Source organism: Bradyrhizobium sp. AZCC 1610, from assembly GCF_036924515.1.
Classification (GTDB): domain Bacteria; phylum Pseudomonadota; class Alphaproteobacteria; order Rhizobiales; family Xanthobacteraceae; genus Bradyrhizobium.
Genome location: NZ_JAZHRR010000001.1, coordinates 4,118,155 through 4,143,252, shown reverse-complemented (window position 1 = coordinate 4,143,252; position 25,098 = coordinate 4,118,155). Strand labels below are relative to the sequence as shown.

Here is a 25,098-nt window from a genome sequence, read left to right as displayed (position 1 = left end):
GGATTCCGGGCCTGCGCCTTGCGGCGCATCCCGGAATGACGAGGATGAGCCAAGAGCAAACCCAAAGGAAACCCCATGCTCGAATTCTTCTTCGACTGCTCCAGTCCCTGGACCTATCTCGCCTTTCACAACATCCAGCCGCTCGCCAAAGAGCTCGGCGTTGAGATCAATTGGCGGCCGATCCTGGTCGGCGGCATCTTCAATACCGTCAATCCGAGCGTTTACGCGCAGCGCGAGACGCCGGTGCCGTTGAAGGCGCGCTACATGAAGAAGGATCTCGCCGACTGGGCGCGCTCCGCTGGACTCGCCATCAAGATGCCGCCGACGGTGTTTCCGGTGAACAGCGTGAAAGCGATGCGCGGCTGCATCTGGCTAGGCCAGGAGATGGTGCCGTTCGCCACCGCGGTGTTCGAGGCCTATTGGGGTGGCGACAAGGACATCTCGCAGGATTCGGTGCTGACGGAGATCTGCAAGAAGGCCGGCGTCGACCATGTCAAATTCTTCGAGGGCATCAGCCAGCAGGCGGTCAAGGACCAGCTCAAGGCCAACACGGATGAGGTGATGGCGCGCGGCGGTTTTGGTTCGCCGACCATCTTTATCGACAAGACCGACATGTATTTCGGCAACGACCGGATGCCGCTGATCCGCGAGGCGCTGGAGCGCCACAAGGAGCGCGCCGCCTGATGCCGAAAGCCGTCGTCTGCCGCGAGCTTGGGCCGCCCGAAAGCCTGCGCCTGGAAACGTTTGACGCAGCACCCCTGGCCGCCGGGCAGGTGCGCATCGCCATCCGCGCCGCCGGAATCAATTTCCCCGATATTTTGATGGCAGCGGGCGAGTATCAGCTCAAGCCGCCATTGCCGTTTACGCCGGGTGTCGAAGCCGCCGGCGATGTCGTCGAGGTCAACGCGGCCGAGGGCGTCGCTGTTGGTGACCGCGTGATCGTCAGGATGCGCCACGGTGCCTATTGCGATGAAGCCGTCGCCTCGCCCTCGCAGCTCGTAAAACTGCCGTCGACGTTCGACTATGCCGAGGGCGCGACGTTTCTGGCCGGCCACGGCACGGCCTATCACGCGTTGATCGACCGCGGCTGGCTTGAACCCGGCGAGGTTCTTCTGGTGCATGGCGCGGGCGGGGGTGTCGGGCTCGCCGCCGTCGAGATCGGGAAGATGCTGGGCGCGACCGTGATCGCCACCGCCTCGAGCGATGAGAAGCTGGCAATTGCGAAGGCGAGGGGCGCCGATCATCTCATCCGCTACGATCGCGAACCGTTCCGCGACGCCGTGAAGCGCATCACCGGCGGGCAGGGCGCGGACGTGGTGTTCGATCCCGTCGGCGGCGAGGTGTTCGAGAACTCAATGCGCTGCATCAACTGGGGCGCAAGGCTGCTGGTCATCGGCTTCACCGGCGGCATCGGGCTCGCCAAGACCAACCTCCTGATGATCAAGGGCGCGAGCGTGCTCGGGGTGCGCGCCGGCGAAGCGGTGCGGCGAAATCCCGCGCTCGGCGAGGTCAGGATCAAGGCGCTCACGGAATGGGCGGAAGCCGGAAAAATCCGCCCCAACGTCTCGCACCGCCTGCCGCTGGAAGATTACGCGAAGGCGATGCGGCTGCTGATCGAGCGCAAGGCAATCGGTCGGGTGGCGCTGACGATGGGGTAGTTTCTTGTCATGCCCCGCCAACGGGTCGGCCGAATGGCCGCCCGATGACAGGCTCTGGCGGGGCATCCAGTACGCCGCGGCCTTTCGGTTCAAGCACAGATGTCTCTGGAATACTTGTATGGGGGTGATCAAGAGTGATCGTTGTCAGATCATTGCTGTCGTCTCCTTGTTCGACGAAGACCGACATCTCCTCGTCCCGACCCCGAGACGACTAGCCGCCTGGGCGGAACGACGGTCAAGGGTGGCCGCAGGCCATCGCGGAGCGACGCAGCCCTTGACGGTCGTGAGCCCGGCGGCAGGCTTGAGGGCGGGACGAGGTTTGGCGTTAGCGGCATAGGGACGACTTCCGAGGCGAGCCCACCGTGGACGCGATACCGCGTCGCAGACTTGTATTCGGTTGATCGATCGGGACCAGAACCATGATGCATGCATGCGCATCGGGGGGCGAAGCTCCGGGGCGGCGGGTCCATTCTGGGTCGCGGCGCAAAGGCCATGTATTCCGGCGGATCACCGCCACCTCGGATGTCGTCGGCAGACTGCCGGCTGCTGAACCGTCAATCGTGTTGGAGTTGCGGAAGCTGCATGGTCAAGTGCCGGCCGGGCGCAGCCTGAGCCCCTCAGTTATCTCGCCGGTGGTTGCCAGCCGCCACAGCGCGATGAGCAGCTTGCGCGCCAGCGCCACGATCATGGTTTGCGCGTGGCGCTGCGGCCATCCGCGGTGCGCTCGCGGAACCAGCGGACGAGCCGGCTATCCTTCTGGAAGATCAGAAAGCGCCAGGCCAGTTGGATCATGCCGCGGCGGACCCGACCGTTGCCGGCGCGGGCCAGTCCCTTCTCGCGCCGGCGCTTGCCGCTTTCGTCCGGCGCGCCGGTTAGTCCGGCATAGCGCGCCACGGCTCTGCGATCACGCAGATTGCGCGCCAACGCCTCATTCACCAGCATGTCGGCAGTCTCGATGCCGACGCCAAAAACCCTTGCGATCAGACGCACCATCGCGTGAGGCCTTGTCGTTGCGGCCGGCGCGAGCGCGAGCCGGCGCAACCGTTCACTTTCGATGATGTGGACCTGGTCGTGCACCAGGCGCAGCCGCTCCAGATCGTGGCGCAGCTCCGCGTCGGCATTCTGCGGCAGCGGTGTTCCTTCCGCGGTGTGCAGTGTCTCCAGCTTCTGCGCCGCCTTGCGCAGCCTCGGATTGAACCCGCCGATGCCGAACAGGGCGAGGACAGCCTTGATCCGGTTGACGATCCGTGTCTGCTCGCCCACGAGGCTCTCCCGTTCGCGGCTCGGCCGCCGCGCATCTTCTTCTGCCATGGTCGGGATCGCGACCATGCTGCAATGGCGCTTCTCGCCACGCAGCCAGCCGAGAAACGATCGCATCAGCAGTTCCGTGTCGATCCGATCGGTCTTGGCGCGCCGGTGCTCGCGGGACACCGCAATACTCGCAGCATGGATGACGTAGGCCTCGATGGCGCGCGCCTGCAGCCAGCGCGCCAGCCAGAATCCGTCCCGTCCGGCCTCATAGGCGCAGACGATCCGCCTGACCGTCCGCCCGGCCTTGCGCGCTTCATCCTGCCAGCGCTGCAACAGCTTCAGCAGAGCGTCCGCATTTGCACCAAGCTTCTTCAGGGGCTGGCGCTCGCCCCCCGGGATCACAGCCGCAACAAGCCACTTCGACTGGCTCATCTCGATCACTGCGACCAACGTGCTATCCTGTTCGAAGGCGGTGAGGGACCTGCTGGCGTCAAACGATTGCGACATGGGGTGCTCCATTGCGTGATCACGGCGCTCGAGGGTATCCACACCCTCGCCGCCGCTCCCCCCATAGCATCTGGATCACCCGCCTTCGCGGGTGATGACGGCGGAGGAGTTAAATCTCCCATCCCGCACGAACGCAATCGTCTGCGCGATCGCAACTGAATTCCGCACCAGCCACGGATGCGACGCCGCGATCACCACATGATCCGCCATCCCATCGAGTTTGGTGTTCGCAACCGACACCCGTCCGTCATACGGCTTCGGCAAAAGTGCCGATGTGATCGGATAGATCGACCGGTTTCCGGCGATGATGCCGACCGGATAATCGACCGGCGGAAACAGCGCGTTGACCGCTTCATTCCGCTGCGTGCCGAGTTGCTGTCCGGCTGGTCCGAAAAAAGCGCGGTAAGGCCTGAAATGCCTGAGCCGGTCGGCGATTTCGCTGCCGCTGTTCGGGGTGCCGAGCATCACGACGCGGCCGAGGCGTGTTGGCCGATATCTGGCAGTGTAGACCCGCGCCAGCAAGCCGCCCATGGAATGGCAGACGAAATGGACAGAACCATCGATGCCATCCGCAAAACGCTGGATGGAGGGATGAATGTCCTCCGCCAGCGCTTCCAGCGCCTTCCGGCGGCTCGCATAGTCCAGATTGAGCGTCGCGAAGCCACAGTCTTCCAGCGCCGCCTGCATCCTTCGAAACGATCGCGCCGTCCTGCTGATACCATGCAGCAGGACGACGCCGTCTTGCGTCGCGTTGGCCGATGCGGGCCGGCCGCTCACTTATACTCCCGCTCCGTCCACCACGGGAAATAATCCGGCATATCACTCGATACCTTGTTCTTGAACTGCGCCGGGCGCTTTTCCAAAAACGACACCACGCCTTCCTTGACGTCGTCGCTTCGCCCGCGGGTGTAGATGCCGCGGCTGTCGACCTTGTGGGCTTCCATTGGATCGTCGGCGCCCATCATGCGCCACATCATCTGCCGGATCAGCGCCACCGACACCGGCGCGGTCTTGGCGGCGAATTCCCTGGCGAGCGCGCGTGCGGTCGGCAGCAAATCGTCCGGCGGCACCACCTTGCTGACGAGGCGGCCGGCGAGCGCCTCCTGCGCCGGGAAGACGCGGCCCGAGTAGCACCACTCCAGCGCCTGTGAGATGCCGACGATACGCGGCAGGAACCAGCTCGAAGCGGCTTCGGGCACGATGCCGCGCTGGGAAAATACGAAGCCGAAGCGTGCCGCTTCGCTGGCAATGCGGATGTCCATCGCAAGCTGCATGGTGACGCCGATGCCGACCGCCGGCCCGTTCACCGCGGCGATCACGGGTTTTAGGCACTTGAAGATCCGCAGCGTCACCTGGCCGCCGCCGTCGCGCACCATCGGATCGCTGTAGTCAACGGCGCCGCTGGCAAGCCGCTTCACTGGCCCGCGCCGCGCGTCGCGGTCGAAGGTGTTGGCGCCGGAGGAAAGGTCTGCGCCGGCGCAGAAGCCACGGCCCGCGCCTGTCACGATGATGGCGCGGACATTGTCGTCCTTGTCGGCGGCGTCGAAGGCGTCGATCAGCTCCTGCTGCATGGCGCCGTTGAAGGCGTTGAGCTTGTCGGGCCGGTTCAGCGTGATGGTGAGAATTTGATCGTCGACCTCGTACTTGATGGTCTCATACGCCATCGCGTGGGTTTCCTTCCTTTGTTTTCTTGTTCGACTGCTCAACACACATCGTCATGCCCGGGACAAGCCCGGCCATGACGGAGCTATCCAGAATCTACTACTTCGGCGGCGACGGCCACGGCCGCTGCGGGCCGCGCAGGCCTTCGAACGCCTTGGCCATGCCGAGCACGCCGAGATCGTCGAAGCGGCGGCCGATGATCTGCACGCCGATCGGGAAACCCTTTTCGTCATAGCCGCCATTGATCGAGATCGCGGGATTTTCAGACATGTTCCACGGCACGGTATAGGCGATGTGCTCGAACGGCTTGTCCGGATCGTTGATCGGGGCGGCGAATTCGGCGGGGAAGTTCACCACCGGCGACACCGGCGAAATTACGTAGTCGAGGTCGTGGAACAGCTTTGCGGCAGCGGCGCGGATCGCCATCGTCGCGTTGAATCCCCTGATGACATCGACGCCGGAAAGTTTCGCGCCCGCTTCTGCCCATCTATGGATGTAGGGCAGTGTCTTGGCGCGCTCCTCGGGCGATAGTTTTGACAGATCGTCCCACATCCGCGCGCGCCAGAAATTGTCCAGCCCGTCGAGCATCTCGCGCGTCAGGATACCGCCGACTTCCGTAATCGCGGCGCCTGCGGACTCAAACGCCTTGGCGGCGTTGATGGCAACGCTTCGCACTTCGCTTTCCAGCGCCTGGCCGGTGCCGGGATCGAGCATCAGGCCGATGCGCAGCTTGCGCGGCGACTTATCGAGTGTCTTCCAGTGAATGCTGCTGTCCGCCGGCAGGCTCATGCCGTCGCGGCGATCCGGCTTCGCCAACACGCACATCATCAGCGCCGCGTCGTCGACGGTGCGGGTCATCGGTCCGGCGACGCGGCCGACATAGGGCGGATCGACCGGAACGCGCCCAAAACTCGGCTTCAGCGCGACCAGCCCGCACCACGAGGCCGGCAGCCGCACCGAGCCGCCGATGTCGGTGCCGAGATGCAGCGGGCCGTAGCCGGCGGCGCCCGCCGCGCCGGCGCCGGCGGAGGAGCCACCGGGATTCTTGGCCAGGTCCCAGGGATTGCGGGTGAGGGGATGGAAACTGGAGAGGCCCGACGACAGCATGCCGTAATCAGGCATCGTGGTCTTGGAGAAGATGATCGCGCCGGATTCGCGCAACCGCGCGGCGGGCGGCGCATCCTTCTCTGCCGGTACCAGCCTGACACTGGCGGCGCCGAGCGGGATCGGCTGGCCCTTGGTCGCGATATTGTCCTTGATGGTAACAGGCACGCCGTCGAGCGCGCCTGCGGGCTCGTCCCTTTGCCAGCGATCGGTCGAAGCCTTCGCGGCAGCGCGCGCGCCGTCGGGATCGAACAAATAGAGCGCCCTGATGTGTGGCTCCCACACCGCGACATGCTCAATCACTTCCTCCAGCACTTCCGATGGCGAGAACTGCTTGGCGCGATAGCCGGCGATCAGGTCGACGGCGGAAAGGTCATGCAGCGAGGTGATCTCTTCTTCGGCGCTTGGTTTATGCATGCGGACCTACCGGGAGACGGGTTTCGATGATGCGGGCGAACATGCTGGCGCCGATCGGCAGGATCTTGTCGTCGAGGACGTAGCCGGGATTGTGCACCGGCACCGAGCCGTCATGGCCGATCCAGAAGTAGGCGCCGGGCACGACCTGCATCATGTCGGCGAAATCCTCGCTGCCCATCTTCGGCGTTGCCCGCGTGAACACCTTGGCCGGATCGACCACGGTCTTCGCCACGGCCTCGACCACCCTGCACTGTTCCTCCTCGTTGACCAACACGCTGAAACCATCGCGGATATCGACGGATATTTCGCACTGGAAGGTCGCGGCAATGCCGGCGCTGATCGCGCGCATGCGTTCACGGATCAGCGCGCGCACGCCATCGTCGAACGCGCGCACCGTGCCGCACAGCTTGGCGTCGCCGGGGATTACATTATAGGCGGAGCCGGAATGAATCTGGGTGATCGACAGCACCGCCGCCTTCAAGGGATCGACGTTGCGGCTGACGATCGTTTGCAGCGCCTGCGCCAGCGTGGTTGCAATCACGACCGCATCCTTGGACCGCTCCGGCATCGCGCCATGCGCGCCGTAGCCCTGGATGTTGATGTCGAAGAAATCTGCGCCGGCCATCGCAGGTCCGGGGAGGATCGCGATTTCGCCGTGGTTCAGGTCCGGCGCGTTGTGCAGGCCGTAAACCTCGTCGCAGGGAAATTTCTGGAACAGGCCGTCCTTGATCATGGCGCGGGCGCCGCCGAGGCCTTCCTCGGCGGGCTGGAAGATGAAATGCACGGTGCCGTCGAAATTTTTGGTCTCGGCCAGATAGCGCGCGGTGCCGAGCAGCATGGTGGTGTGGCCGTCATGGCCGCAGCCGTGGAAGCGGCCGGGGATCGTCGAGCGCCATTTCAGGTTGGTGTTCTCTTCCATCGGCAGCGCGTCCATGTCGGCACGCAGGCCGATGCGCTTGCCGCCATTGCCCTTGCCCTTGAGCACGCCGATCACGCCGGTGCCGCCGAGGCCGCGATGCACCTCGATGCCCCATCCCTTCAGCTTCTCCGCGACGATGCCGGAGGTACGCACTTCCTCGAAGCCGATCTCGGGATGGGCATGCAGATCGCGCCTGATGGCGGTGAGTTCCTCGGCATAGCCGTCGATGCGGTCGATGGTGGGCATGTCTGTTATCCCGTGACTGAAGCTGTTGAGCGTAACTGGGCGGGCGGGGTGAAGGCGGCGCCGTTCGGCTTGATGCGGATGCCCGGACGCAGCCGCGTCCAGGGCAGCGCCGCCGTATCGGCCGGCATCGCGCCGGGCGCGGCGCAGATCAGCAGTTTTTCGGCGATCGGCTCGAAATCGGCGCGGAAATGCACCGAGCTCTTGTTGACCAGGATTTTCTGTTCGGTCGGCTCGATGCCGACATAGCGGTACATCGACTGGTCCGCGAGCTGCGCCTTGTAGGAGCCGACGACCACTCTGATATCACCGATGCGCAGGCAGGCGGACGGCCCCATATCCATGTCGCGTCCGCGGTAATAGGGGCCGGTCGCTACGAATTTGCCATCGGACAGTTTCTCGACGACAAAGGTTTCCCTGTAGGGCGCGTCGCCTGGAATGCCGGACTTGCCGCCGATATCCAGCGTAACCGTGGCGCCGAGGCCTGCCGCGTGCGCGGCCCTGGCCGACTCCGGATCGTTGATCACGCCGGTGGCGCCGGACGCCTTGTTGCGCACCAGCGCGCGCAGCATTCCCGTGGTATCGGAATCGCCGCCGGCGCCGGGATTGTCCTGGGTGTCGGCAATGACGATCGGCCTCGTCGCCGATTTCGCGAGCTCCATCGCAAGGCGAACGCCATCGTCGGGTGAATAGATGCGGCCGTCGAAATCGTCCTCGTGGCTCTCGACGAGCGCCGCCAGTTTGTCGGCAGCAGCGTCGGCGTCGGCCTGCGTCAGGCCATAAGCGAACACGCTCGGCCCGCAATCCCGGAAATCCGCGGCCGGAAAGCCCGGCGCAAAGGACAGTGTCGGCACCGCGTCGCTCTCGAGCGCCGCTAGCTTCTGATAAATGCCCTTGGTCGGCTGGTCGTCGGTGCATTGCCAGGAGATCGGGATCAGGAACGGTAATTGCCGGAACGCCTTTGCAAAGCGCTCCTTCGTCTTCAGCATCAGCGCGAGGTGTCTTGCACAGGCGCGGCCGGTGTCGGCCATGTCGATGTGAGGGTAGGTGCGGTAGGCAATGAGGGCATCCGCATGCTCCATCATCTCGGGCGAGACGTTGGCATGGAGGTCGAGGCTTGCGACCAGCGGCAGGTCCTTGCCGATCACCTGGCGCAGGCGGGCAAGGGTTTCGCCTTCGCCATCGTCGTAATGTTCGGTCACCATGGCGCCATGCAGATCGAGATAGACGGCATCGATCGGTCCGGCTGCAGCGATGCCGTCGATCATCTCCCTCATGACGCGTTCGAAGGCATCCCTGGTGACATGCGCCGATGGGCTGGCGGCAGCCGAGATCGTCGGGACCAGCTCCCAGCCATTGGCTTCAGCCGCCTCGACGAAGCCGGCGAGGCCGACATTGATGTCGCGCATGACCTTGAGGACATCGGCGCCATGCGCCATCGACGGCCAGCCGCCGCCATGGACGAAATCGTCGTAGGTCGCCTTGGTCGGCGCGAAGGTGTTGGTCTCGTGCAGAAAGGCGCCAACGGCGATGCGGGTCATTCAGTGTCTCGGCCAATGCTTTTCGTTGGGAGGACGTTAAGCGTGACATCGTGGCAAGCGCAAGCTGTGAAGCAATTCCGTTTTGCATGCCGCCCCACCGTCATTGCCTGCGACAAACGCGAAGCGTTTGCGCAAGGAAGCGACTCGTCCGCCGTAGCTCAATGAGCGAAGGCGGAAGCAATCCATGCTGCGTCTTGCGGCGCGCAGATCACGTTAGCGTCGCCAGCAAGCCCGCCATCAAACGGCCCCGCTCGGCGAGGCTGTCGACCTCGATATGTTCGTTGAGCGTATGAGCGTCGGCGCCACGAACACCCAAGCCATCAAGGGTGGGGATGCCCATCGCACCCGTAAAATTGCCGTCGGAGCCGCCACCGGCGCTGCCATGCGGGAGCTCGACGCCCATTTGCCTGGCCACGCTGCGCGCGTGTTCGTAAAGCGCCATCGTGCCGGCATCGGGTTCCCACACCGGCCGGGTCACACCACGGGTGACCTTGAACGTGACATCATTGCTGCTTCCGGAAAGCGCGAGCATCCGTTCGACACCGCGATCGAGGTCGGCCTGTCGTTTGGCCATGCTGAGCGCCTCGCCGGTGCAGGTGGTGGCAACGCAATTGACCCATTGGCCGCCATGCACGACGCCGACCGAGAAAGTACAATCTTCAGTCGTCATGCCGTCGATAGTGATAATCTGGCGTGCCATCTCGCGGATCGCGGAACGGCCGGCGGAGAGTGTGGCGCCGGCATGGCTCGGCTTGCCGATGGCTTCGAGATTGAAGCGGGCAATGGCATATCGCCCGGTGACCACGCCGTTGTTGGTGCGGCCAGGCTCCGGCACCAGCACATATTTGTTGCGGGCGGCTTCGGCCTCGATGATGTCGCGGGTCGATGGCGTGCCGACCTCTTCGTCCGGCGTGAACAGCACGGTGATCGGCAGCGGCGTCGTGAACGCGGCGCGGGCCAGTTGCCGGATCGCTTCGAGAGTGAGGTAGTTGCCACCCTTCATGTCGAAGATGCCCGGACCGTAGCATTTGTTGCCTTCGCGCCGCCACGCCAGCTTTTCCAGCGTGCCGACGGGATGGACGGTATCGAGATGGCCCGCGATCAGGATTCCAGGCTCGCCCTGCTTCGGGTGAGGGAAGCGCGCGCGGACGCAGCCGGCAAAACCCTGCCGTCCGGCGATGCGTTCGATGGTCGCACCCATGATGGCCATTTCGCGCGCCGCAACATCGAGCATACGATCGACCGCGCGCGCATCCCAGGTGGGGCTTTCGCATTCGACCCAGGCCCGCAAACCCTGCAGCATGGTCTGGGAATCGAAGGGGAGGTTGGCAGGATTCATGATGGGTCCTCCCGGTTGGGCCGGAATGTTTGGGTTCGGCGTGGACCCGTTACGAGAAGGATCGGCGGCGAATTTGTAAAGGGAAAACATGGCGCGTTCGGACTTTCCGGGCGCGAGGTCAGGGCAACGGTATTTCTGGCATCATTCTTGATTGTAGATTTTCGAGGAGGCGTGTTGGCGGAGCTGAACCGGGACTGCAATCCATCCGGCGGCGGGCGTAAGCCGGCCGCGAAAGGATCTGTCCGGAGGGCTGTCCTGATTTCTGTCTGAGCGCGGCGTCACCAGTGTCGTCGGGTCAAAAGGGTGTTGTGAAGCTGAATATCGACCCTATAGTCCGGTGAGAAACCGGGCAGGGGCCCGAACAATAGGCGTTCGGGCGTGGAGACGACAATGGAGGTGAAGGAATGAACGCGTTCAGAAAAGCAATTCTTGCTGCAACTTGCGTCGGCAGCCTGATGGTTGTTGCGGCAGCGCCTGCGCTTGCGCAGACCACGCTGCGTGCCGTCATGCACTCGGATCTGAAGATCCTGGATCCGATCTGGACCACGGCCTACATCGTCCGCAACCACGGTTACATGATCTACGACACGCTGCTCGCGCAGGATGAAAAGGGCGAGGTCAAGCCGCAGATGGTCGAGAAGTACGACACGTCGGCCGACAAGAAGACCTACACTTTCACGTTGCGCGAAGGCCTGTTGTGGCACGACGGCAAGCCGGTGACGTCGGAAGACTGCATTGCCTCCATCAAACGCTGGGCGGTCAAGGACTCGCTCGGTCAGAAGATGATGACCTTCGTTGCTTCGATCGATGCGGTCGATGCCAAGACTTTCACCATCAAGCTCAAGGAACCGACCGGCCTCGTGCTGCTAGGTCTGTCGAAGCCGTCATCCAACGTGCCGTTCATGATGCCCAAGCGCGTCGCCGACACCGATCCCAACAAGCAGATCGAGGATTTTACTGGTTCCGGCCCCTTCGTCTTCGTCAAGGATGAATGGAAGCCCGGCGACAAGACCGTTTACGTCAAGTTCGACAAGTACAAGCCGCGCGCCGAGCCTGCCTCGGGTCTCGCGGGCGGCAAGGTCGCGAAGGTGGATCGCGTCGAATGGCGCGCCATTTCCGACGCGCAGCAAGCGGTCAACGCGCTGCAAAAGGGCGAGATCGACTACATCGAGCAGCCCAGCCACGATCTCCTGGGCACCTTGAAGAAGGATACCAACATCTCAATCGTCGAGGTGCCGCAAATCAAGGCGCAGTACGTCTTCCGTCCGAACCACCTGCACAAGCCGTTCGACAACCCGAAGGTTCGCCAGGCGCTGTGGTACGCCTTCAATCAGGAAGACTTCCTGATGGCGACTATCGGTGACGAAAACTACATCAAGGCGTGCAAGGCGCTGTTCATCTGCGACACCCCGTTCGGGACGACCAAGGGAACGGATGCAATTCTCACCTCGAACGCCAAGAAGGCGCAGGAACTCTTGAAGGAAGCGGGCTATGACGGGACGCCCGTGCTGCTGATGCACTCCACCGACCTGAAAGTTCTGACCAACCTCGCGCCGGTGGCGAAATCACTGATGGAAAAAGCAGGCTTCAAGGTCGACATGCAGTCGATGGACTGGCAGACTCTTGTTGCGCGCCGCGCCAAGAAGGATCCACCGAGCGCCGGTGGCTGGAATGCCTTCCTTACGGCCTGGGTCACGGCCGACGTGATGAACCCGGTCTCTGCCGCCTATGTGAATTCGGGGTGCGAAAAGGCTTCGTTCGGATGGCCCTGCGATGCAGAGATGGAGAAGCTGCGCGACGAATTCGCGCGCTCATCCGATCTGGCCAAGCAGAAAGAGATCGCGGAAGCGGTCCAGAAGCGCAATATCGAGATCACGGCCATGATCCCGGTCGGCGAGTACGTACAGCCCATTGCCATTCGCAAGAACGTCAAGGGGCTCTTGATGGCGCCGGTCCCGGTGCATTGGAACATCGAAGTCACGAAGTGATGTGAAGGAAGCGGGCGGCTTCCCGCCGCCCGCTTCGTTTCGGGGATCGACCTATGTATGGCTACTTCTTCCGGCGACTGCTCGGCACGATCCCTGTGATGCTGGTGGTTGCGGTCTTCATCTTCCTGATGCTGCGCCTGACCCCCTCCGATCCGGCGGCGATCATCGCCGGCGACAATGCCACCACCGAACAGGTGGCGCAGATCCGCAGCCAGCTCGGCCTCGACCGGCCGATGATCGAGCAGTTCGTGATCTGGTCGGGCCGGGTGCTGACCGGTAATTTCGGCGAGAGTTTCTTCTTCAGGAAGACGGTGGCCTCGCTGATCGGCGAGCGGATCGAGCCGACCCTGTCGCTCGCCTTGTTCACGATCCTGATTGCGGTGTTTGTCGCTGTTCCGCTCGGCGTACTAGCGGCGCACCGGCACGGTTCGTGGATTGACCGCATCGTGATGGGCTTTTCGGTGCTCGGCTTTTCCGTGCCCGTGTTCGTGATCGGCTACCTCCTGATCTACCTGTTCGCGGTCTATTTGAACTGGCTGCCGGTGCAGGGCTATCAGCGAATCTCGGAGGGGATTGGTGGCTGGGTGCAACGGCTGATCCTGCCGTCGGTGACCTTGTCGGTGATTTATATCGCGCTGATTGCGCGCATGACCCGCACCAGCGTGCTTGAGGTGCTCTCGGAAGATTACATCCGCACCGCGCGCGCCAAGGGACAGTCCGAGCGAAATGTGCTGTTCCGCCATGCGCTGCGCAATGCGGCGGTGCCGATCGTTACGGTGATCGGCCTCGGTGTGGCGCTCCTGATCGGCGGCGTTGTCGTGACCGAAAGCGTGTTCACGATTCCGGGCCTTGGCCGGCTGACGGTCGACGCCGTGCTGGCGCGTGACTATCCGACGATCCAGGCCGTCATCCTGCTGTTTTCATTCGTTTACGTCATGATCAACCTGGCAGTTGATATGATCTATACCGTGCTCGATCCCAGGATTCGCTACTGATGGTGGACGCGACGATCCTCGAACCCGTACTGCCGGCCAGCCCGGGCAAGCCGGCTGCGTATCGCAAATTGCTGCGTAACCCGGGCGTGATGTTCGGCGCCACGATCATCGCGATTGTCCTGCTGATGGGACTGCTCGCGCCGTGGCTCGGCACCATCGACCCGACGGGGATCAACCCGGTGGCGCGCAACAAGGTTCCCGGCGCGGAATTTTCGATGCGGACCGATACCGGCGAGCGCATTCGCATGATTGCCGCCTTAGGCACCGACGGGCTTGGGCGCGACGTCTACAGCCGCGTCGTCTACGGCGCGCGCGTCTCGCTGCTGGTCGGCGTTTCGGTCGCACTGATCAGCGTCGCCGCCGGCCTGTTCATCGGGCTATTGGCCGGCTTCTTCCGCATTCTGGATGCCGTGATCATGCGGATCATGGATGGGTTGATGGCCATTCCGGCGATCCTGCTGGCGATTGCCATGGTGTCGCTGTTCCGCTCCAGCGTGCTGACCGTCATCATCGCCATCACGGTTCCCCAAATTCCCGGTGTCGTGCGGCTGGTGCGCTCGATCGTGCTCAGCGTGCGCGAGGAGCCCTATGTCGAGGCCGCGGTCACGCTCGGCACTTCGGTTCCGAAATTGTTGTGGCGGCATGTGCTGCCGAACACGATCGCGCCCATGATCGTGCAGGGCACCTTCATCTGTGCCTCGGCCATTCTCATCGAGGCCATCCTGTCGTTCCTCGGCATCGGCGTGCCGCCCGAGGTGCCGACCTGGGGCAACATCATGGCCGAGGGCCGGCAGGTCTTCAGCCTGTATCCGCACAACATCATCTATCCCGGCGTGTGCCTTGCGCTGACGATCCTTGCCGTCAACGTTCTCGGCGACGGCTTGCGCGATACGCTCGATCCCAAGATGGTGAAGCGGGTGTAATGTGAGCAACACCGTCCTCGAAGTCTCGAATCTTTCCGTCGCCATCAACGGAGGCGACCGGACGCATGCCGTGCAGGGCATCAACCTGACCGTCGGTGCCGACGAAATCGTCTGCGTGGTCGGCGAATCCGGCTCCGGCAAATCGGTGACGGCGCAGGCCGTCATGGGCCTGCTGCCGAAAGGCGCGATGCAGGTCGAGAGCGGCTCGATCCGACTGCAGGGCGATCAACTGCTCACCAAATCCGACGCCGAGTTGCGCGCTGTCCGCGGTACCCGCATGGCCATGGTGTTCCAGGAACCGATGACGGCGCTCAATCCAGTCGAGCGGGTCGGCGATCAGATCCGCGAAGTGCTGGAGATCCATACCGGCCTCGACCAGAAGGAGCAGCGTGCGCGCGTGCTCGAGATCATGCGCGCGGTGCATCTGCCTGATCCAGAACAGATGATCGACGCCTATCCGCACCAGCTCTCCGGCGGCCAGCGCCAGCGCATCATGATCGCGGCGGCGCTGGTGCTCGATCCCGCGCTGCTGATTGCCGACGAGCCGACCACCGCACTCGACGTCACCACGCAGGCACAGATCCTCAAGCTCGTTCGGGAAATGCAGGGCCGCAAGAAAACCGGCGTGCTGTTCATCACCCATGATTTCGGCGTCGTCTCCGAGATCGCCGACCGTGTCGTGGTGATGCAGATGGGCCGGATCGTGGAGCAGGGCCCCTGCGAGGAGGTGCTGCGGAATCCGCGCGAGGACTATACCAGGATGCTGCTGGCCGCGGTCCCGAGCATGACGCCGCCGAAGCGGTCGCCGGTGATCGGACCGGTGGTTCTGCAGACCGAGAATCTTTTCAAGACCTATGGCAAGCGCTCGCTGTTCCAGCCGAAGGCGCGCGTGGTTGCCGCGGTCAAGGACGTCTCGCTGACGATCCGGCGCGGCGAAACGCTGGGCATTGTCGGCGAGTCCGGTTCCGGCAAGTCGACGGTGGCGCGCTGCGTCGCGCGGCTGGTCGATACGTCAGCCGGCGGCATCAAGATCGACGGCGTCGATATCGCGGCGATGCGGGAGGCGAAATTCCGCCCGATGCGCCGGCGCATTCAGTTCATCTTCCAGGACCCGTATCGATCGCTCAATCCGCGCCGCACGGTCGGCGAGGCGATCATCGAGGGGCCGATGAATTTTGGCCTCAGCCGCAAGGAGGCGCTGCAGCGCGCACGCGACCTGATGGCCGTGGTGCATCTGCCGCCGGCTGCGATCGATCGTTTCCCGCATCAGTTCTCCGGCGGCCAGCGGCAGCGGATCTGTATTGCGCGGGCGCTGGCGATGGAGCCTGAATTGCTGATCGGCGACGAGCCGGTTTCGGCGCTCGACGTCTCCGTGCAGGATCAGGTGCTGAAGCTTTTGGACGAAGTGCGCCGCAAGTTCGATCTGGCGGTGCTGTTCATCACCCATGATTTGAGGGTGGCAGCCCAAGTCTGTGACCGGATCGCGGTCATGCAGCGCGGGGTGATTGTCGAGCAGGGCGCCACGGCAGACGTTTTTGCGGCACCCCAGCACGAATACACCAAGGCATTGTTTGACGCCGCACCCGGCCGGCATCAGGAATTTGCCGCTAGCGCCTGATGGCGTCGCGCAAATCTACCCTTCGTCATTGAGCCAACGGATCGCGCGAATGCGCGTCCGTTGGCTCGTAATGACGGTGAAGTCAGCAATGGGTGTCGCGCACCAGTTCCGGCCCGTCGCTCAGAAGCGGCGGCTGGACTTGCGGCGGTTGTGATTGTGGTGGACGCTCATTCCGGGGCGGTTTGCGTCCGGTTGCGGCAGGCTTGTCCGCGGATTGTTCGTTGGCCATTTGTCATACTCCGTCTTTGTGCATGACAACATTTTTGCGGGCGGCGTGTTCCTCAGGCCGGATGCGCGGCGATGTGTTCCAGCAGCAATTCGCACACCCGTTCCGGTGCCTGATCCGCCGCAAAATGCCCGATGCCCGGAAGCACCTCGAAGCGATAGGGCGCGGCGATGAAATCGACTGTACCTTCGGCGGCGGCGCGGCCGACGGTGTCGTCGGCGTCACCCCAGATATAAAGGGTCGGTACGCGGATCGGACCGAGCGGCCCGCGGATCGCGCCGCGGGCACGATACCAGGCCAGCGCGGCTTCCATCGCCTCCTTGTTGCCAAGCACGGCGAGATGCCTCTCGATCGCGTCGGCCGGGACGCCATTGGCGGTCAGGCGTTCGCGCAGCCATTTGGCGTCGTCAGCCAGTACGACATCGGCGGCATCCGGTTCCAGAAACGCCTTGTGGTGCTTTGAGCGTTGCGCCTGCTCGCTGTCGGCCGTCAGCGCGCGATTGAACGCGTTCGGATGCGGCCGCGAGAGAATGGTGAGCGAAGCCAGCCGCTCGTGGTGGCGCTCAGCGATACCCCAGGCGATGCTGCCGCCCCAGTCGTGGCCAACGAGATGAAAGCGCGCCTCGCCATAGCCCGCGGCCGCCGCGATCGCCATGGCGTCGTTCATCAGGCGGTCGATCAGGTAGTGCGAAAACTCACGCGGATCCGGCCGGGCGCCCGGCGAATAGCCGCGCTGGCTCGGCGCAATGGCGCGATAGCCCATGTCGCCAAGGCAAGCGACCTGCGCGCACCAGCAATGCATCGATTCTGCAAAGCCGTGCAGCAGCAGCACCAGCGGCGCGCCGGGTGGACCGGCGGTGATGGCGTTGAAGGCGAGGTGCGGCGCGATGGAGATTTTTTCGAAGGTTGGCATGGGGCGATCCTGGATCGGCAATCGGGCCGATCCATGGTGGGCCATATTTCAGCGGGGTGGGCGGAATTGTGCAACCCGGGAAAAGTGCTGTATTGGAAGCCGCATAGAGGCCCGAGGGACGGACGTTTGCATTATCTGAGGTCTATACTATTCGATGCCGCCGTGGTGATCCTGACGGTCGTCGTTTCGCTGTCGGTGCCTGTCATGGCACTGTTCAACGCGAGCAGCGCGACGGTGCGTGCGGTCTCCCAGGTCTGGGCCAACGGCATCCTGTTCCTGATGAAGTACGTGGTGGGGCTGGATTATCGCATCGAGGGGCGCGAGCACGTTCCCGATGGACCCTGCATCATCGCCTGCAATCATCAATCGCTGTGGGAGACGGCGGCGCTCTGCGTGATTTTCCCCGATGCCAGCATCGTCGCCAAGAAAGAGTTGAGGAAGCTGCCGCTCGTTGGTTGGTTTCTCGAGCGCTATCCGATGATCCTGGTCGATCGCTCGGCTGGCCGCCAGGCGCTGCGCCAGATGGTCGATGAAGCCAGGCGCGCGGTCGGCGAGGGGCGCAAGGTGCTGTTGTTTCCGCAAGGCACGCGTCAGGCGATCGACGAGCCTGTGAAGTTCCAGTCTGCCGGCATCTCTGCGCTCTACACCAATCTCGACGTCCCCGTCGTGCCGGCCGCGTGCAATTCCGGCCTGTTCTGGGACAAGAAGAAGCTGACGATGCACTCAGGCATCATCACACTGTCGTTTCTGCCGCCGATCGCGCCGGGCTTGCCGCGCAAGGAATTTCAGGAAAACATGGAGCGGATGATTGCCGAGGAGGCGAGCCGCCTGCTCACGGTCAGCGAGGCGAAGGTTTCGCGTCGGCCCGTGACGCGATGAGACGACGTCGCCTAGCCGGCACGACGTCCGGCGATCCAACCTGCCAGCGGCGCCAGGAAAGCCAGGCACCAGACGAACTGCGCAATTCGCGGGGCTACCAACGCCACGGCCGTCCCGAGGACGAACACTAACACCGGAAACAGCGCTGTCATGAGCAAATGCGGATCGCTGCGGCCCTTGAGCGCAAGAACCCATAGCACCGCGTTCAGCGCAGCGATGATGGTCAGGTGAAACCCGTAGAGGACAGCCAGCACGCCATCGAGCCGGTAGGCGCCGTAGAGTCCGTTCGTCACCGGCAGGATGATGATCGAGAGCAGAAAAAACAGATTGAGAAACACCACGCCTCGGCCGCCTTCCGGCGCAACCGCGAGCCGGCGGTGATGGCTGAACCAGAACATGCCGGCGACGATGAAGCTGATCATCAGTGCGATGACCGGTTGCGCATAAACGCGCATCAGGTCGTGCCAGTCGGGTGCGTTCTTGAAGCTGGAGGCCTTTGGTAGGTCATAGGCGAGCAGGGTCATGGCCACGCCGAAGATGGTGTTGCTCAGCATCTCCAGCCGGCGCATTTCGAAAAGACCGATTTGCGGCAATGTGATCCCCCAGTCTCACCAGTCCGTCGTCGCCTTCGCTTCGCTCAGGCTATGCCGGACACGCTTTGCCCTGACGGTTTCGCATGGCTGCGCCACGCGTAGCCCGTCAGGGCGAAGCGTGGTGCGGGCGGCCGGACTCGAACCGGCACAGCGATTACTCACCGAGGGATTTTCTTACCTGCTACGACTTTCGCCGCCCAAGCCTCGCACGTTTGTGCACGGCCCGGTTTGGGGTCTGGACTATACCTTCACCATAACGCGTCTGCGTCGTAGGTGCTGCCCGTCTAGTCTCTACACCTTCGCACTAACCGTTAGGTTTGGGCGCTTGGCTCGGGATTGCCATGTAAAAGGTTTCCCCGACTTTGAGCAGTTCTACACCTCGGGTTTCCCCGAGGGCACTCAACCATTTAAGTCCCTTGCGTCTACCGATTCCGCCACGCCCGCTTTGACTACCAAATCAGATACTTAGCGCGTTTACCGGAGAAGTGGAATTGGCATGTTCCCCGGCCGAACGCATCCTTTGCTTTAAGCGAGCGCGTCTGCCAAAGCAAAGCCTCAATGCGGACACTTGTGCCTGTTTTAGGCAATCTCAACATTATCCGCTTAACGAAGGTCCGATGCCGATATCGCCGTCCCATTGCCGGTCATTCAAGGGCTGCCTTGCCGCGCTGGCGCTGGTTGCGCTCGGAGCCGGCCTGTCCGGCTGCGCCGGCATGAGCGACGCCGTTTCCCCGGCCTTCGCCGACCCTGCCAAATACGATCTCTACGATTGCAAGCAGCTCGAGCCGGAGCGCAAGAGCCTTGCCGCCCGCACCGCGGAAGTGCAGGGGCTGATGACGAAGGCCGAAACCGGCGTCGCCGGTTCCGTGGTGGCGGAGATGGCCTATCGCAATGATTACATTGCGCTGCGCGGCCAGTCGAAGCTGGCCGAAGAAGCCTGGCAGAAGAACAGGTGCCAGGACTCGAAGCCGGAAGCCAAACCGGCGCCGGTCCCGCCATCATTCGCGCCGGCTCCCGTTGCCAAGAGCGGCCGTCCGAAGGCCAGCCGCGCGGCAAATTAGGGGATCGCAGCCCGGATGAGCGAAGCGACATCTGGGCGGTGATCGTGTAATCCCGGATCTCGCGGAGCCTGTCATCACTGCGCGAGTGCAGTTGCGCTCGTCGCGGGGCATGCATTCGCGCGACCGTTGGCTCGTCCGGGCTACAGGATTCTCCGCTCACACCCGCCAATCATAGATCCAGTCCTGCCGCGCCAGCATGCGCTGTGGGCCCATCGCCTTGATGGCGAGGTCGCGCGCCAGCGCCAGCGGTCCGGTGAGATGATAGATGCGCCCCTGGTGCCGCGCGGCGCGCTGCACGCGCCGCACGCGGCCGCGCCGCAACCGGCCATAGCGCTTCAGCGCTGCCGGGATGCCCGCGATATTGTCGCCCGGGCTCTCGCTCAGGCATTTGGCGAGCACGGCGGCGTCCTCGATCGCCATTCCCGCGCCTTGCGCGGCAAACGGCAGCATCGCGTGCGCGGCGTCGCCAAGCAGCGCGATCGCGCCGTCGCTCCATTCGCCGATGTCGGGCAGCGTGAACAGCGCCCATCGCCGCCAGCCGTCGACGGCGCCGATCAGCATCCGCGCGGTCGCGGGCCAGCGCTGCGAGGCGAATGCGCTCTTGAGTTCGTTGGCATCGCCGGGCGCGCTCCAGCCCGGCCTGTTCCAGGTTCCCGGTACGATCGCCACCACGTTGATCTGCCGCGCCGCCGAGATCGGGTAGGCGACCAGATGCGCGTCCGGCCCCATCCACAGCTGCACCCGCGGCGCGGTATATTCGCGCGGCAGCGTCGTCGCATCGAGGGTTCCGCGCCAGGCGATCAGGCCGGAGAATTGCGGCTGCACCTCCGGGAACAAATGGTTCCGCACTGCGGACCAGATGCCGTCGGCGCCGATCAGCGCCACCGCCAGCTCCTGCTGCCGCGCGTTGCCGCGGCGCTGGACCACGGTCAGCCCCTTGGCGTGCGAGGTCACGTCCTCGAACTGGCAGCCGAGCCGCAGGTCGATGTCCGGATGATCGTTGACCTCTGCCTGCAGGGCACCTTGCAGATCGGCGCGGTGCATCACCCAGTAGGGCGCGCCGGCGCGAAGGCTAGCCGCTTCGCCGAGCGGCAGGCGGGCGATCTCGCCGCCCGCCCGCGCGCTCATGATGTTGATGGCCTCGGGCGTCACGGCGCGCGGCATGAGCCGCGGTCGCAGGCCGAGGTCGACCAGGATTCGGCTGGCGTTGGGCGAAAGCTGCAGGCCGGCGCCGGCTTCCTCCAGCCTTTCGGCCTTTTCCAGAACGATGATGCGAAAGCCTTTTGCGGCGAGCGAAAGCGCTGCCGTCAGTCCCCCGATTCCGGCACCAGCAACGATGATGGTGCGCGCGGCAGCCACCGAAAGGTCAGGCGACCTTGTCCTTCAGGACGCATTCGGGCGGGCGGGCCTCGCCCGCGGCGAGGTCGGCGGCAAAGCGGTATAGTGTCGAGCAATAAGGGCAGATGATCTCGTTGTCGTTGCCGAGGTCGAGAAACACATGCGGATGGTCGAACGGAGGATTGGCGCCCACGCACATGAATTCCTGCGAGCCAATCTCGATCACGGAGACTCCGGCGTCGTTATGGAAATGCGGAACGACATGGTCGGACATCAGTTTCACCTTGGATAGCAACGATGGGCAGACGCAATCAACACGACGCGGCAGGTTCGAAATGCCGCGCACCATAGTGGGGGGTGCCGATGATTCCTAGAGCCGATTCCTCAGCCGATTCGGGAGGTCCCCGCCGCATACTTGCTCATGCAAATTCGACACAATCTTGTCGTCGGAGAAAAGCCCTTCTTTCGTCGGGGCAGTTGTGTCTTAAAAACGGCACACCATCTTGAGAAAGACTAAAACATTAGGTTTTTTTGGATGAGGCGGTTGCGGCTCGGTTCGGCTTTGGCAGGGGCGTTAGGATGCTTGGCGCTCAGCGTGGCGGTGTGCGGCGCGCTGTGGCCGCACGCCCGCGAGGCCACAGCCATTCTGGCGGCGCAGGACGATCCCGCGGCGCTGTCCGATATCCACATCAAGTCCGCCCTGCGGAGCAATCAGGCGCTGGTCGCCGACCATATCGAGGCGGCGCTCGCGGAGGGCGATTCCGATCTCGCCAACAGCTTCGTCGAACTCGCTCGCGACAAAGGCATCGCCGTCAGCGACGAACTGTCGAAGCGCGTCAGCGATGCCGTTACTGAGGCGGGCTCGGCGTCGCATTTTGCCAAACGCTTTGCCACAGGCCTGGTGACCGGCAATGCGGACGACGTCGCGAGCCTGTCGGGCACGGTCGCCGGAGATCTCTTCGTGTTCGGCGACATCAGGGACATCGTGCGCGAAGGCAAGCATCTGGCGACCGGCGAGGAGGTGGACCGGCTGATATTGGGCCTGGCGACGGTGGGCCTCGCGGTGACCGCCGCGACCTATGTATCCGTCGGCGGCATGGGGCCGCTACGCGCCGGTCTTTCCATGGTCAAGGATGCCCGCAAGGTCGGGCGGCTGGGCGAGGGGCTGACACAGTGGGCCGGCCGCTCGGCGCGCGAGGTCGTCGATGCGCCCGTGCTGCAGCGGGCGGTCGCGAAGGGTTCGGTGTTGCGGCCGGGCGAGACGATCAGCGCGATCAAAGCAGCGTTCCGTGCCGAGAAGGCCGGCGCGCTGGTGCGGCTGGCGAAAGACGTCGGACGCGTCGGCGAAAAAGCCGGCACGCGCGGGGCGCTCGATACGCTGCGCATCGCGCAAGGGCCGAAGGACATCGCACGCGCTGCGCGGCTTGCCGAATCCAAGGGCGGCCAGACCCGTGCGATTTTGAAGGTGCTCGGCCGCGGCGCGCTGCTGCTGGCGACCGGCGCCTTCAATCTGACGATGTGGGTATTTGGCGCGCTATTGGCGCTGTTCGGTTTTCTGTCGTCGATCAAGGCAACCACCGAGCGGGCCACCGAAGCGTGGCTGCGTCGCAAGAAGGCGCGGCGGTTAAGAAGGCAGGCGGCAGCAGCATGCTTGCCGTCCGGCCCGGCTCTGGCGGGCGTTGTCTCACACGGCTAGACTTGCATCATTGCAAGGTCGCGAATTCTAATCCCCTAAACATGGAACTGATGATGCCGAGTTTTCACAACGGCGCTGTCGAAATTGCCTATCTCGACGAAGGCGAGGGTGATCCGATCGTTCTCGTGCACGGCTTTGCCTCCAGCAAGAACGTCAACTGGATCTATCCGACCTGGGTTTCTGATCTGAGAAAGGATGGCCGCCGCGTGATCGCGCTCGACAATCGCGGCCATGGCGATTCCGAAAAGCTTTACGATTCCGCTGCTTACGAAATTGCGATCATGGCAAGTGACGTCATCGCGCTGCTGGATCATTTGCAGATCGAGCGCGCCGACATCATGGGCTATTCGCTGGGATCGCGAATGACGGCGATATTGGCGCGCGAGCAGCCGCAGCGCCTGCGCTCGGCGATTCTCGGCGGCATCGGGATCGGGCTGATCGAGGGCGGCGGCCCCGGCGAGAGCGTGGCCATAGCGCTGGAAGCGCCGTCGCTGGAGGACGTCACCGATCCGGTCGGGCGGACGTTTCGCGCCTTCGCCGACCAGACCCGCTCCGACCACCGTGCGCTTGCCGCATGCCTGCGCGGTTCGCGGCGGCTGATGACATCGGAGGAGGCCGCCGGAATCGGCGTACCGGTCCTGATCGCGGTCGGCACCAAGGACGAGATCGCGGGCTCCGCGGCCGCGCTCGGGAAAATCATTCCGGGCGCCGAGGTGCTCGACATTCCGAACCGCGATCACATGCGCGCGGTCGGCGACAAGGTCTACAAGACCGGCGTCACCGACTTCCTGTCACGCCGGCAATGAGCGGTCGGGTGATGCGTCGTCGCCGGCGAAATGCCTGACAGCCGCAATCAGCAACACCGTGGTCGCCAGCCACGCCATGCGCGCGCCGTAACGATCATGCGGGCCTGATATCACGGCACAGACGAACGCGTTGCCGAGCAGGGCTGACGTGACCGTGCCGGCGAGCAAAGTGAGATCGTCGAACGGCCGGCGCAGCACGCCGTGGCCGAACAGGATCGTGGCCAGCAGCATCGACGCCAGCGCGACGGGAACGTGAATCCGGTTGATTGCGGTGAAATCGAAATGCCAGCGCTGTTGCTCTGCCGCGCGCATCGGCTTCACCTGTGCGGGAAGAAAGCGCTCGATGATGCCGTAGGTATGGCCGAGCCAGCCATTGGTGCCTTCGCCGGTTCCTGCCTGGACCAGTTGCTGCGCTGTGGCCGTCAGCGCCGCCTTGGCCTGCCAGGCCGGATACTCCGCGAGCGAATGCAACACGATAAAGCTCATCTCGTCATTCAGTCCCTGAAAGCGGCCGAGCGTGTTGAACATGCTGTTGCCCCACAGGAATTGGTCGGCGGTGGCCGGAAGCCGATCGCGATAGGGGCAGAGCTTGAAGTTCTGCTTCGGACAATGATCGCGCAAATACTGCGCGACGATCCCATCCTGCAGCATCCGTCCGAAGGCTACGCCATAACCGCCGGGCGTCCACGCCAGTTTTCCGGACAATGCGAAATTGCTCGACAGCAACAGCAGAGCTCCGGCGACGATGGTGAGGCTACCTTGCGTCAGTCCGGAAACGGAAATCCGCCCGCGCAGAAACGGACGCGCGATCCAGCCGATGCAGCACAGTCCAAGCAGCACCGCGAGCGTTGCGCTGTGCGTCGCGGCGGCGAAAGCGGTGAGGCCGAACAGCAAGCATTTTTCCGGGATCGAAGTCCGTTTCCCATGCGCGACCAGGATGAAGAGCGCCAGCACGGACAGGCCGGCGAAAATGTCGGTCAGGAGCGTGCTGGCGAGCCAGGGCAGCGAGGTGGTCAGGACCAGCACGAGGCTCATGGCCAGCAGCCGCAACGGCTGCGGCATACCGAGTACGCGCAGCGTCAACTGCAGGATCCACAGCGTCGCCAGCGCGTTGATCCCAAGGTTGATCCAGAAGCTCGAATCCTCGCCGAAATGAAGATAGAGGCCGAACATGGTGGAGCGGCTGGGCACCAGGTAGCCTTCATACCACCGCGCCAGGTAGCCGCCGGTATCCCACTGGAGCAGGGGATAGCCATTCCACAGGGCGGGGGCCAGCAACATCAATGGGATGGCGATGGCGGCGATCCAGGCTGACCGCCAGTCCGCAGCGGTCCGCGCCCGCAATACCTGCGTGCTGGTGTGGCTTTCCCCCATCAGGGCAGCATCCGCCGAATGGCGGGTCCGCCGAAATTCACCAATAG

The 25,098-nt window shown here is 63.8% G+C and carries 21 protein-coding genes and 1 pseudogene; 10 read left to right on the top strand and 12 right to left on the bottom strand.

What is annotated here, in order from left to right:
- Positions 1-75: 75 nt before the first annotated feature.
- Together V1279_RS20570 and V1279_RS20565 are read left to right on the top strand one after the other, a co-directional pair.
- Positions 76-684, top strand: a complete 609-nt coding sequence (locus V1279_RS20570) for a 2-hydroxychromene-2-carboxylate isomerase (RefSeq protein ID WP_334439407.1) — start codon at positions 76-78, stop codon at positions 682-684.
- Entirely contained in the window at positions 684-1,658 is a 975-nt protein-coding gene (locus tag V1279_RS20565) for an NADPH:quinone oxidoreductase family protein (protein WP_334439405.1), read from the top strand. The genes V1279_RS20570 and V1279_RS20565 overlap by 1 nt, the downstream gene beginning before the upstream one ends.
- A 586-nt stretch (positions 1,659-2,244) precedes the next feature.
- Here V1279_RS20565 and V1279_RS20560 read toward each other — a convergent pair.
- From V1279_RS20560 to V1279_RS20530, 7 genes and pseudogenes are all read right to left on the bottom strand, one after another.
- Positions 2,245-3,416 (bottom strand): annotated as a pseudogene (locus tag V1279_RS20560) (IS110 family transposase).
- A 75-nt stretch (positions 3,417-3,491) separates the two neighbouring features.
- On the bottom strand, positions 3,492-4,193 hold the full coding sequence (locus V1279_RS20555) for an esterase/lipase family protein (protein ID WP_334439400.1): 702 nt from the start codon (positions 4,191-4,193) through the stop codon (positions 3,492-3,494).
- Entirely contained in the window at positions 4,190-5,080 is an 891-nt protein-coding gene (locus tag V1279_RS20550; RefSeq protein WP_334439397.1) for a crotonase/enoyl-CoA hydratase family protein, read from the bottom strand. Before V1279_RS20550 ends, V1279_RS20555 begins: the two co-directional genes overlap by 4 nt.
- Before the next feature lie 97 nt (positions 5,081-5,177).
- Positions 5,178-6,599: an amidase gene (locus tag V1279_RS20545; protein ID WP_334439395.1), complete on the bottom strand. Its 1,422-nt coding sequence runs from the start codon at positions 6,597-6,599 to the stop codon at positions 5,178-5,180.
- Positions 6,592-7,764 (bottom strand): M20 aminoacylase family protein, encoded by a 1,173-nt coding sequence (locus V1279_RS20540; protein ID WP_334439393.1) that lies wholly within the window; start codon positions 7,762-7,764, stop codon positions 6,592-6,594. Before V1279_RS20540 ends, V1279_RS20545 begins: the two co-directional genes overlap by 8 nt.
- 5 nt (positions 7,765-7,769) lie before the next feature.
- Complete coding sequence (locus V1279_RS20535; protein WP_334439391.1) at positions 7,770-9,302, bottom strand: M81 family metallopeptidase; 1,533 nt, start codon at positions 9,300-9,302, stop codon at positions 7,770-7,772.
- A 208-nt stretch (positions 9,303-9,510) separates the two neighbouring features.
- Positions 9,511-10,641, bottom strand: a complete 1,131-nt coding sequence (locus V1279_RS20530) for a M20/M25/M40 family metallo-hydrolase (protein WP_334439388.1) — start codon at positions 10,639-10,641, stop codon at positions 9,511-9,513.
- A gap of 404 nt (positions 10,642-11,045) precedes the next feature.
- Here V1279_RS20530 and V1279_RS20525 point away from each other — a divergent pair, with 404 nt between their 5' ends.
- From V1279_RS20525 to V1279_RS20510, 4 genes are read left to right on the top strand one after another with little or no spacing between them, the layout of a single operon-like run.
- The gene (locus tag V1279_RS20525) at positions 11,046-12,629 is read left to right on the top strand and encodes an ABC transporter substrate-binding protein (protein ID WP_334439386.1); all 1,584 of its coding nucleotides are present in this window, start codon (positions 11,046-11,048) and stop codon (positions 12,627-12,629) included.
- Between the two features lie 53 nt (positions 12,630-12,682).
- A complete protein-coding gene (locus tag V1279_RS20520) occupies positions 12,683-13,624 on the top strand; it encodes an ABC transporter permease (RefSeq protein WP_334439383.1) in 942 nt (313 codons plus the stop codon).
- Positions 13,624-14,547, top strand: a complete 924-nt coding sequence (locus V1279_RS20515; protein WP_334439380.1) for an ABC transporter permease — start codon at positions 13,624-13,626, stop codon at positions 14,545-14,547. The genes V1279_RS20520 and V1279_RS20515 overlap by 1 nt, the downstream gene beginning before the upstream one ends.
- Before the next feature lies 1 nt (position 14,548).
- Positions 14,549-16,165, top strand: coding sequence for an ABC transporter ATP-binding protein (locus tag V1279_RS20510; protein ID WP_334439377.1), 1,617 nt, complete (start codon positions 14,549-14,551; stop codon positions 16,163-16,165).
- A 281-nt stretch (positions 16,166-16,446) separates the two neighbouring features.
- On the opposite strand, the gene V1279_RS20505 is transcribed toward V1279_RS20510, so the two are convergent.
- Entirely contained in the window at positions 16,447-17,304 is an 858-nt protein-coding gene (locus V1279_RS20505) for an alpha/beta fold hydrolase (RefSeq protein ID WP_334439375.1), read from the bottom strand.
- 126 nt (positions 17,305-17,430) lie between these two features.
- Here V1279_RS20505 and V1279_RS20500 point away from each other — a divergent pair, with 126 nt between their 5' ends.
- Complete coding sequence (locus V1279_RS20500) at positions 17,431-18,183, top strand: lysophospholipid acyltransferase family protein (protein WP_334439373.1); 753 nt, start codon at positions 17,431-17,433, stop codon at positions 18,181-18,183.
- 11 nt (positions 18,184-18,194) lie between these two features.
- On the opposite strand, the gene V1279_RS20495 is transcribed toward V1279_RS20500, so the two are convergent.
- On the bottom strand, positions 18,195-18,782 hold the full coding sequence (locus tag V1279_RS20495) for a TMEM175 family protein (RefSeq protein WP_334446498.1): 588 nt from the start codon (positions 18,780-18,782) through the stop codon (positions 18,195-18,197).
- 611 nt (positions 18,783-19,393) lie between these two features.
- On the opposite strand from V1279_RS20495, the gene V1279_RS20490 reads away from it, so the two are divergent.
- On the top strand, positions 19,394-19,837 hold the full coding sequence (locus V1279_RS20490; protein ID WP_334439371.1) for a twin-arginine translocation pathway signal: 444 nt from the start codon (positions 19,394-19,396) through the stop codon (positions 19,835-19,837).
- Positions 19,838-19,993: 156 nt separating this feature from the next.
- Here the strand turns inward: V1279_RS20490 and V1279_RS20485 are convergent, their stop codons facing one another.
- Positions 19,994-21,196 (bottom strand): FAD-dependent monooxygenase, encoded by a 1,203-nt coding sequence (locus tag V1279_RS20485; RefSeq protein WP_334439369.1) that lies wholly within the window; start codon positions 21,194-21,196, stop codon positions 19,994-19,996.
- Positions 21,197-21,203: 7 nt separating this feature from the next.
- Positions 21,204-21,449 carry a zinc-finger domain-containing protein gene (locus tag V1279_RS20480; protein ID WP_025590194.1) on the bottom strand — a complete coding sequence of 82 codons (246 nt, stop codon included), beginning with the start codon at positions 21,447-21,449 and terminating at the stop codon, positions 21,204-21,206.
- A gap of 261 nt (positions 21,450-21,710) precedes the next feature.
- Here V1279_RS20480 and V1279_RS20475 point away from each other — a divergent pair, with 261 nt between their 5' ends.
- A complete protein-coding gene (locus V1279_RS20475; protein WP_334439366.1) occupies positions 21,711-22,871 on the top strand; it encodes a hypothetical protein in 1,161 nt (386 codons plus the stop codon).
- Between the two features lie 53 nt (positions 22,872-22,924).
- Positions 22,925-23,677 (top strand): alpha/beta fold hydrolase, encoded by a 753-nt coding sequence (locus V1279_RS20470; RefSeq protein ID WP_334439363.1) that lies wholly within the window; start codon positions 22,925-22,927, stop codon positions 23,675-23,677.
- On the opposite strand, the gene V1279_RS20465 is transcribed toward V1279_RS20470, so the two are convergent.
- Positions 23,663-25,051, bottom strand: a complete 1,389-nt coding sequence (locus V1279_RS20465; protein WP_334439360.1) for a hypothetical protein — start codon at positions 25,049-25,051, stop codon at positions 23,663-23,665. The two genes, V1279_RS20470 and V1279_RS20465, sit on opposite strands and share 15 nt — an antisense overlap.
- Positions 25,052-25,098 lie beyond the last annotated feature (47 nt).

Bases quoted from the DNA above. Each gene is read 5' to 3' on its own strand.
- V1279_RS20540 (WP_334439393.1), bottom strand. From the start codon at position 7,764: ATGCCCACCATCGACCGCATCGACGGCTATGCCGAGGAACTCACCGCC.
- V1279_RS20470 (WP_334439363.1), top strand. From the start codon at position 22,925: ATGCCGAGTTTTCACAACGGCGCTGTCGAAATTGCCTATCTCGACGAA.
- V1279_RS20550 (WP_334439397.1), bottom strand. From the start codon at position 5,080: ATGGCGTATGAGACCATCAAGTACGAGGTCGACGATCAAATTCTCACC.
- V1279_RS20490 (WP_334439371.1), top strand. From the start codon at position 19,394: ATGCCGATATCGCCGTCCCATTGCCGGTCATTCAAGGGCTGCCTTGCC.
- V1279_RS20565 (WP_334439405.1), top strand. From the start codon at position 684: ATGCCGAAAGCCGTCGTCTGCCGCGAGCTTGGGCCGCCCGAAAGCCTG.
- V1279_RS20570 (WP_334439407.1), top strand. From the start codon at position 76: ATGCTCGAATTCTTCTTCGACTGCTCCAGTCCCTGGACCTATCTCGCC.
- V1279_RS20535 (WP_334439391.1), bottom strand. From the start codon at position 9,302: ATGACCCGCATCGCCGTTGGCGCCTTTCTGCACGAGACCAACACCTTC.
- V1279_RS20545 (WP_334439395.1), bottom strand. From the start codon at position 6,599: ATGCATAAACCAAGCGCCGAAGAAGAGATCACCTCGCTGCATGACCTT.
- V1279_RS20505 (WP_334439375.1), bottom strand. From the start codon at position 17,304: ATGCCAACCTTCGAAAAAATCTCCATCGCGCCGCACCTCGCCTTCAAC.
- V1279_RS20520 (WP_334439383.1), top strand. From the start codon at position 12,683: ATGTATGGCTACTTCTTCCGGCGACTGCTCGGCACGATCCCTGTGATG.
- V1279_RS20465 (WP_334439360.1), bottom strand. From the start codon at position 25,051: ATGGGGGAAAGCCACACCAGCACGCAGGTATTGCGGGCGCGGACCGCT.
- V1279_RS20515 (WP_334439380.1), top strand. From the start codon at position 13,624: ATGGTGGACGCGACGATCCTCGAACCCGTACTGCCGGCCAGCCCGGGC.
- V1279_RS20475 (WP_334439366.1), top strand. From the start codon at position 21,711: ATGAGGCGGTTGCGGCTCGGTTCGGCTTTGGCAGGGGCGTTAGGATGC.
- V1279_RS20480 (WP_025590194.1), bottom strand. From the start codon at position 21,449: ATGTCCGACCATGTCGTTCCGCATTTCCATAACGACGCCGGAGTCTCC.
- V1279_RS20525 (WP_334439386.1), top strand. From the start codon at position 11,046: ATGAACGCGTTCAGAAAAGCAATTCTTGCTGCAACTTGCGTCGGCAGC.
- V1279_RS20530 (WP_334439388.1), bottom strand. From the start codon at position 10,641: ATGAATCCTGCCAACCTCCCCTTCGATTCCCAGACCATGCTGCAGGGT.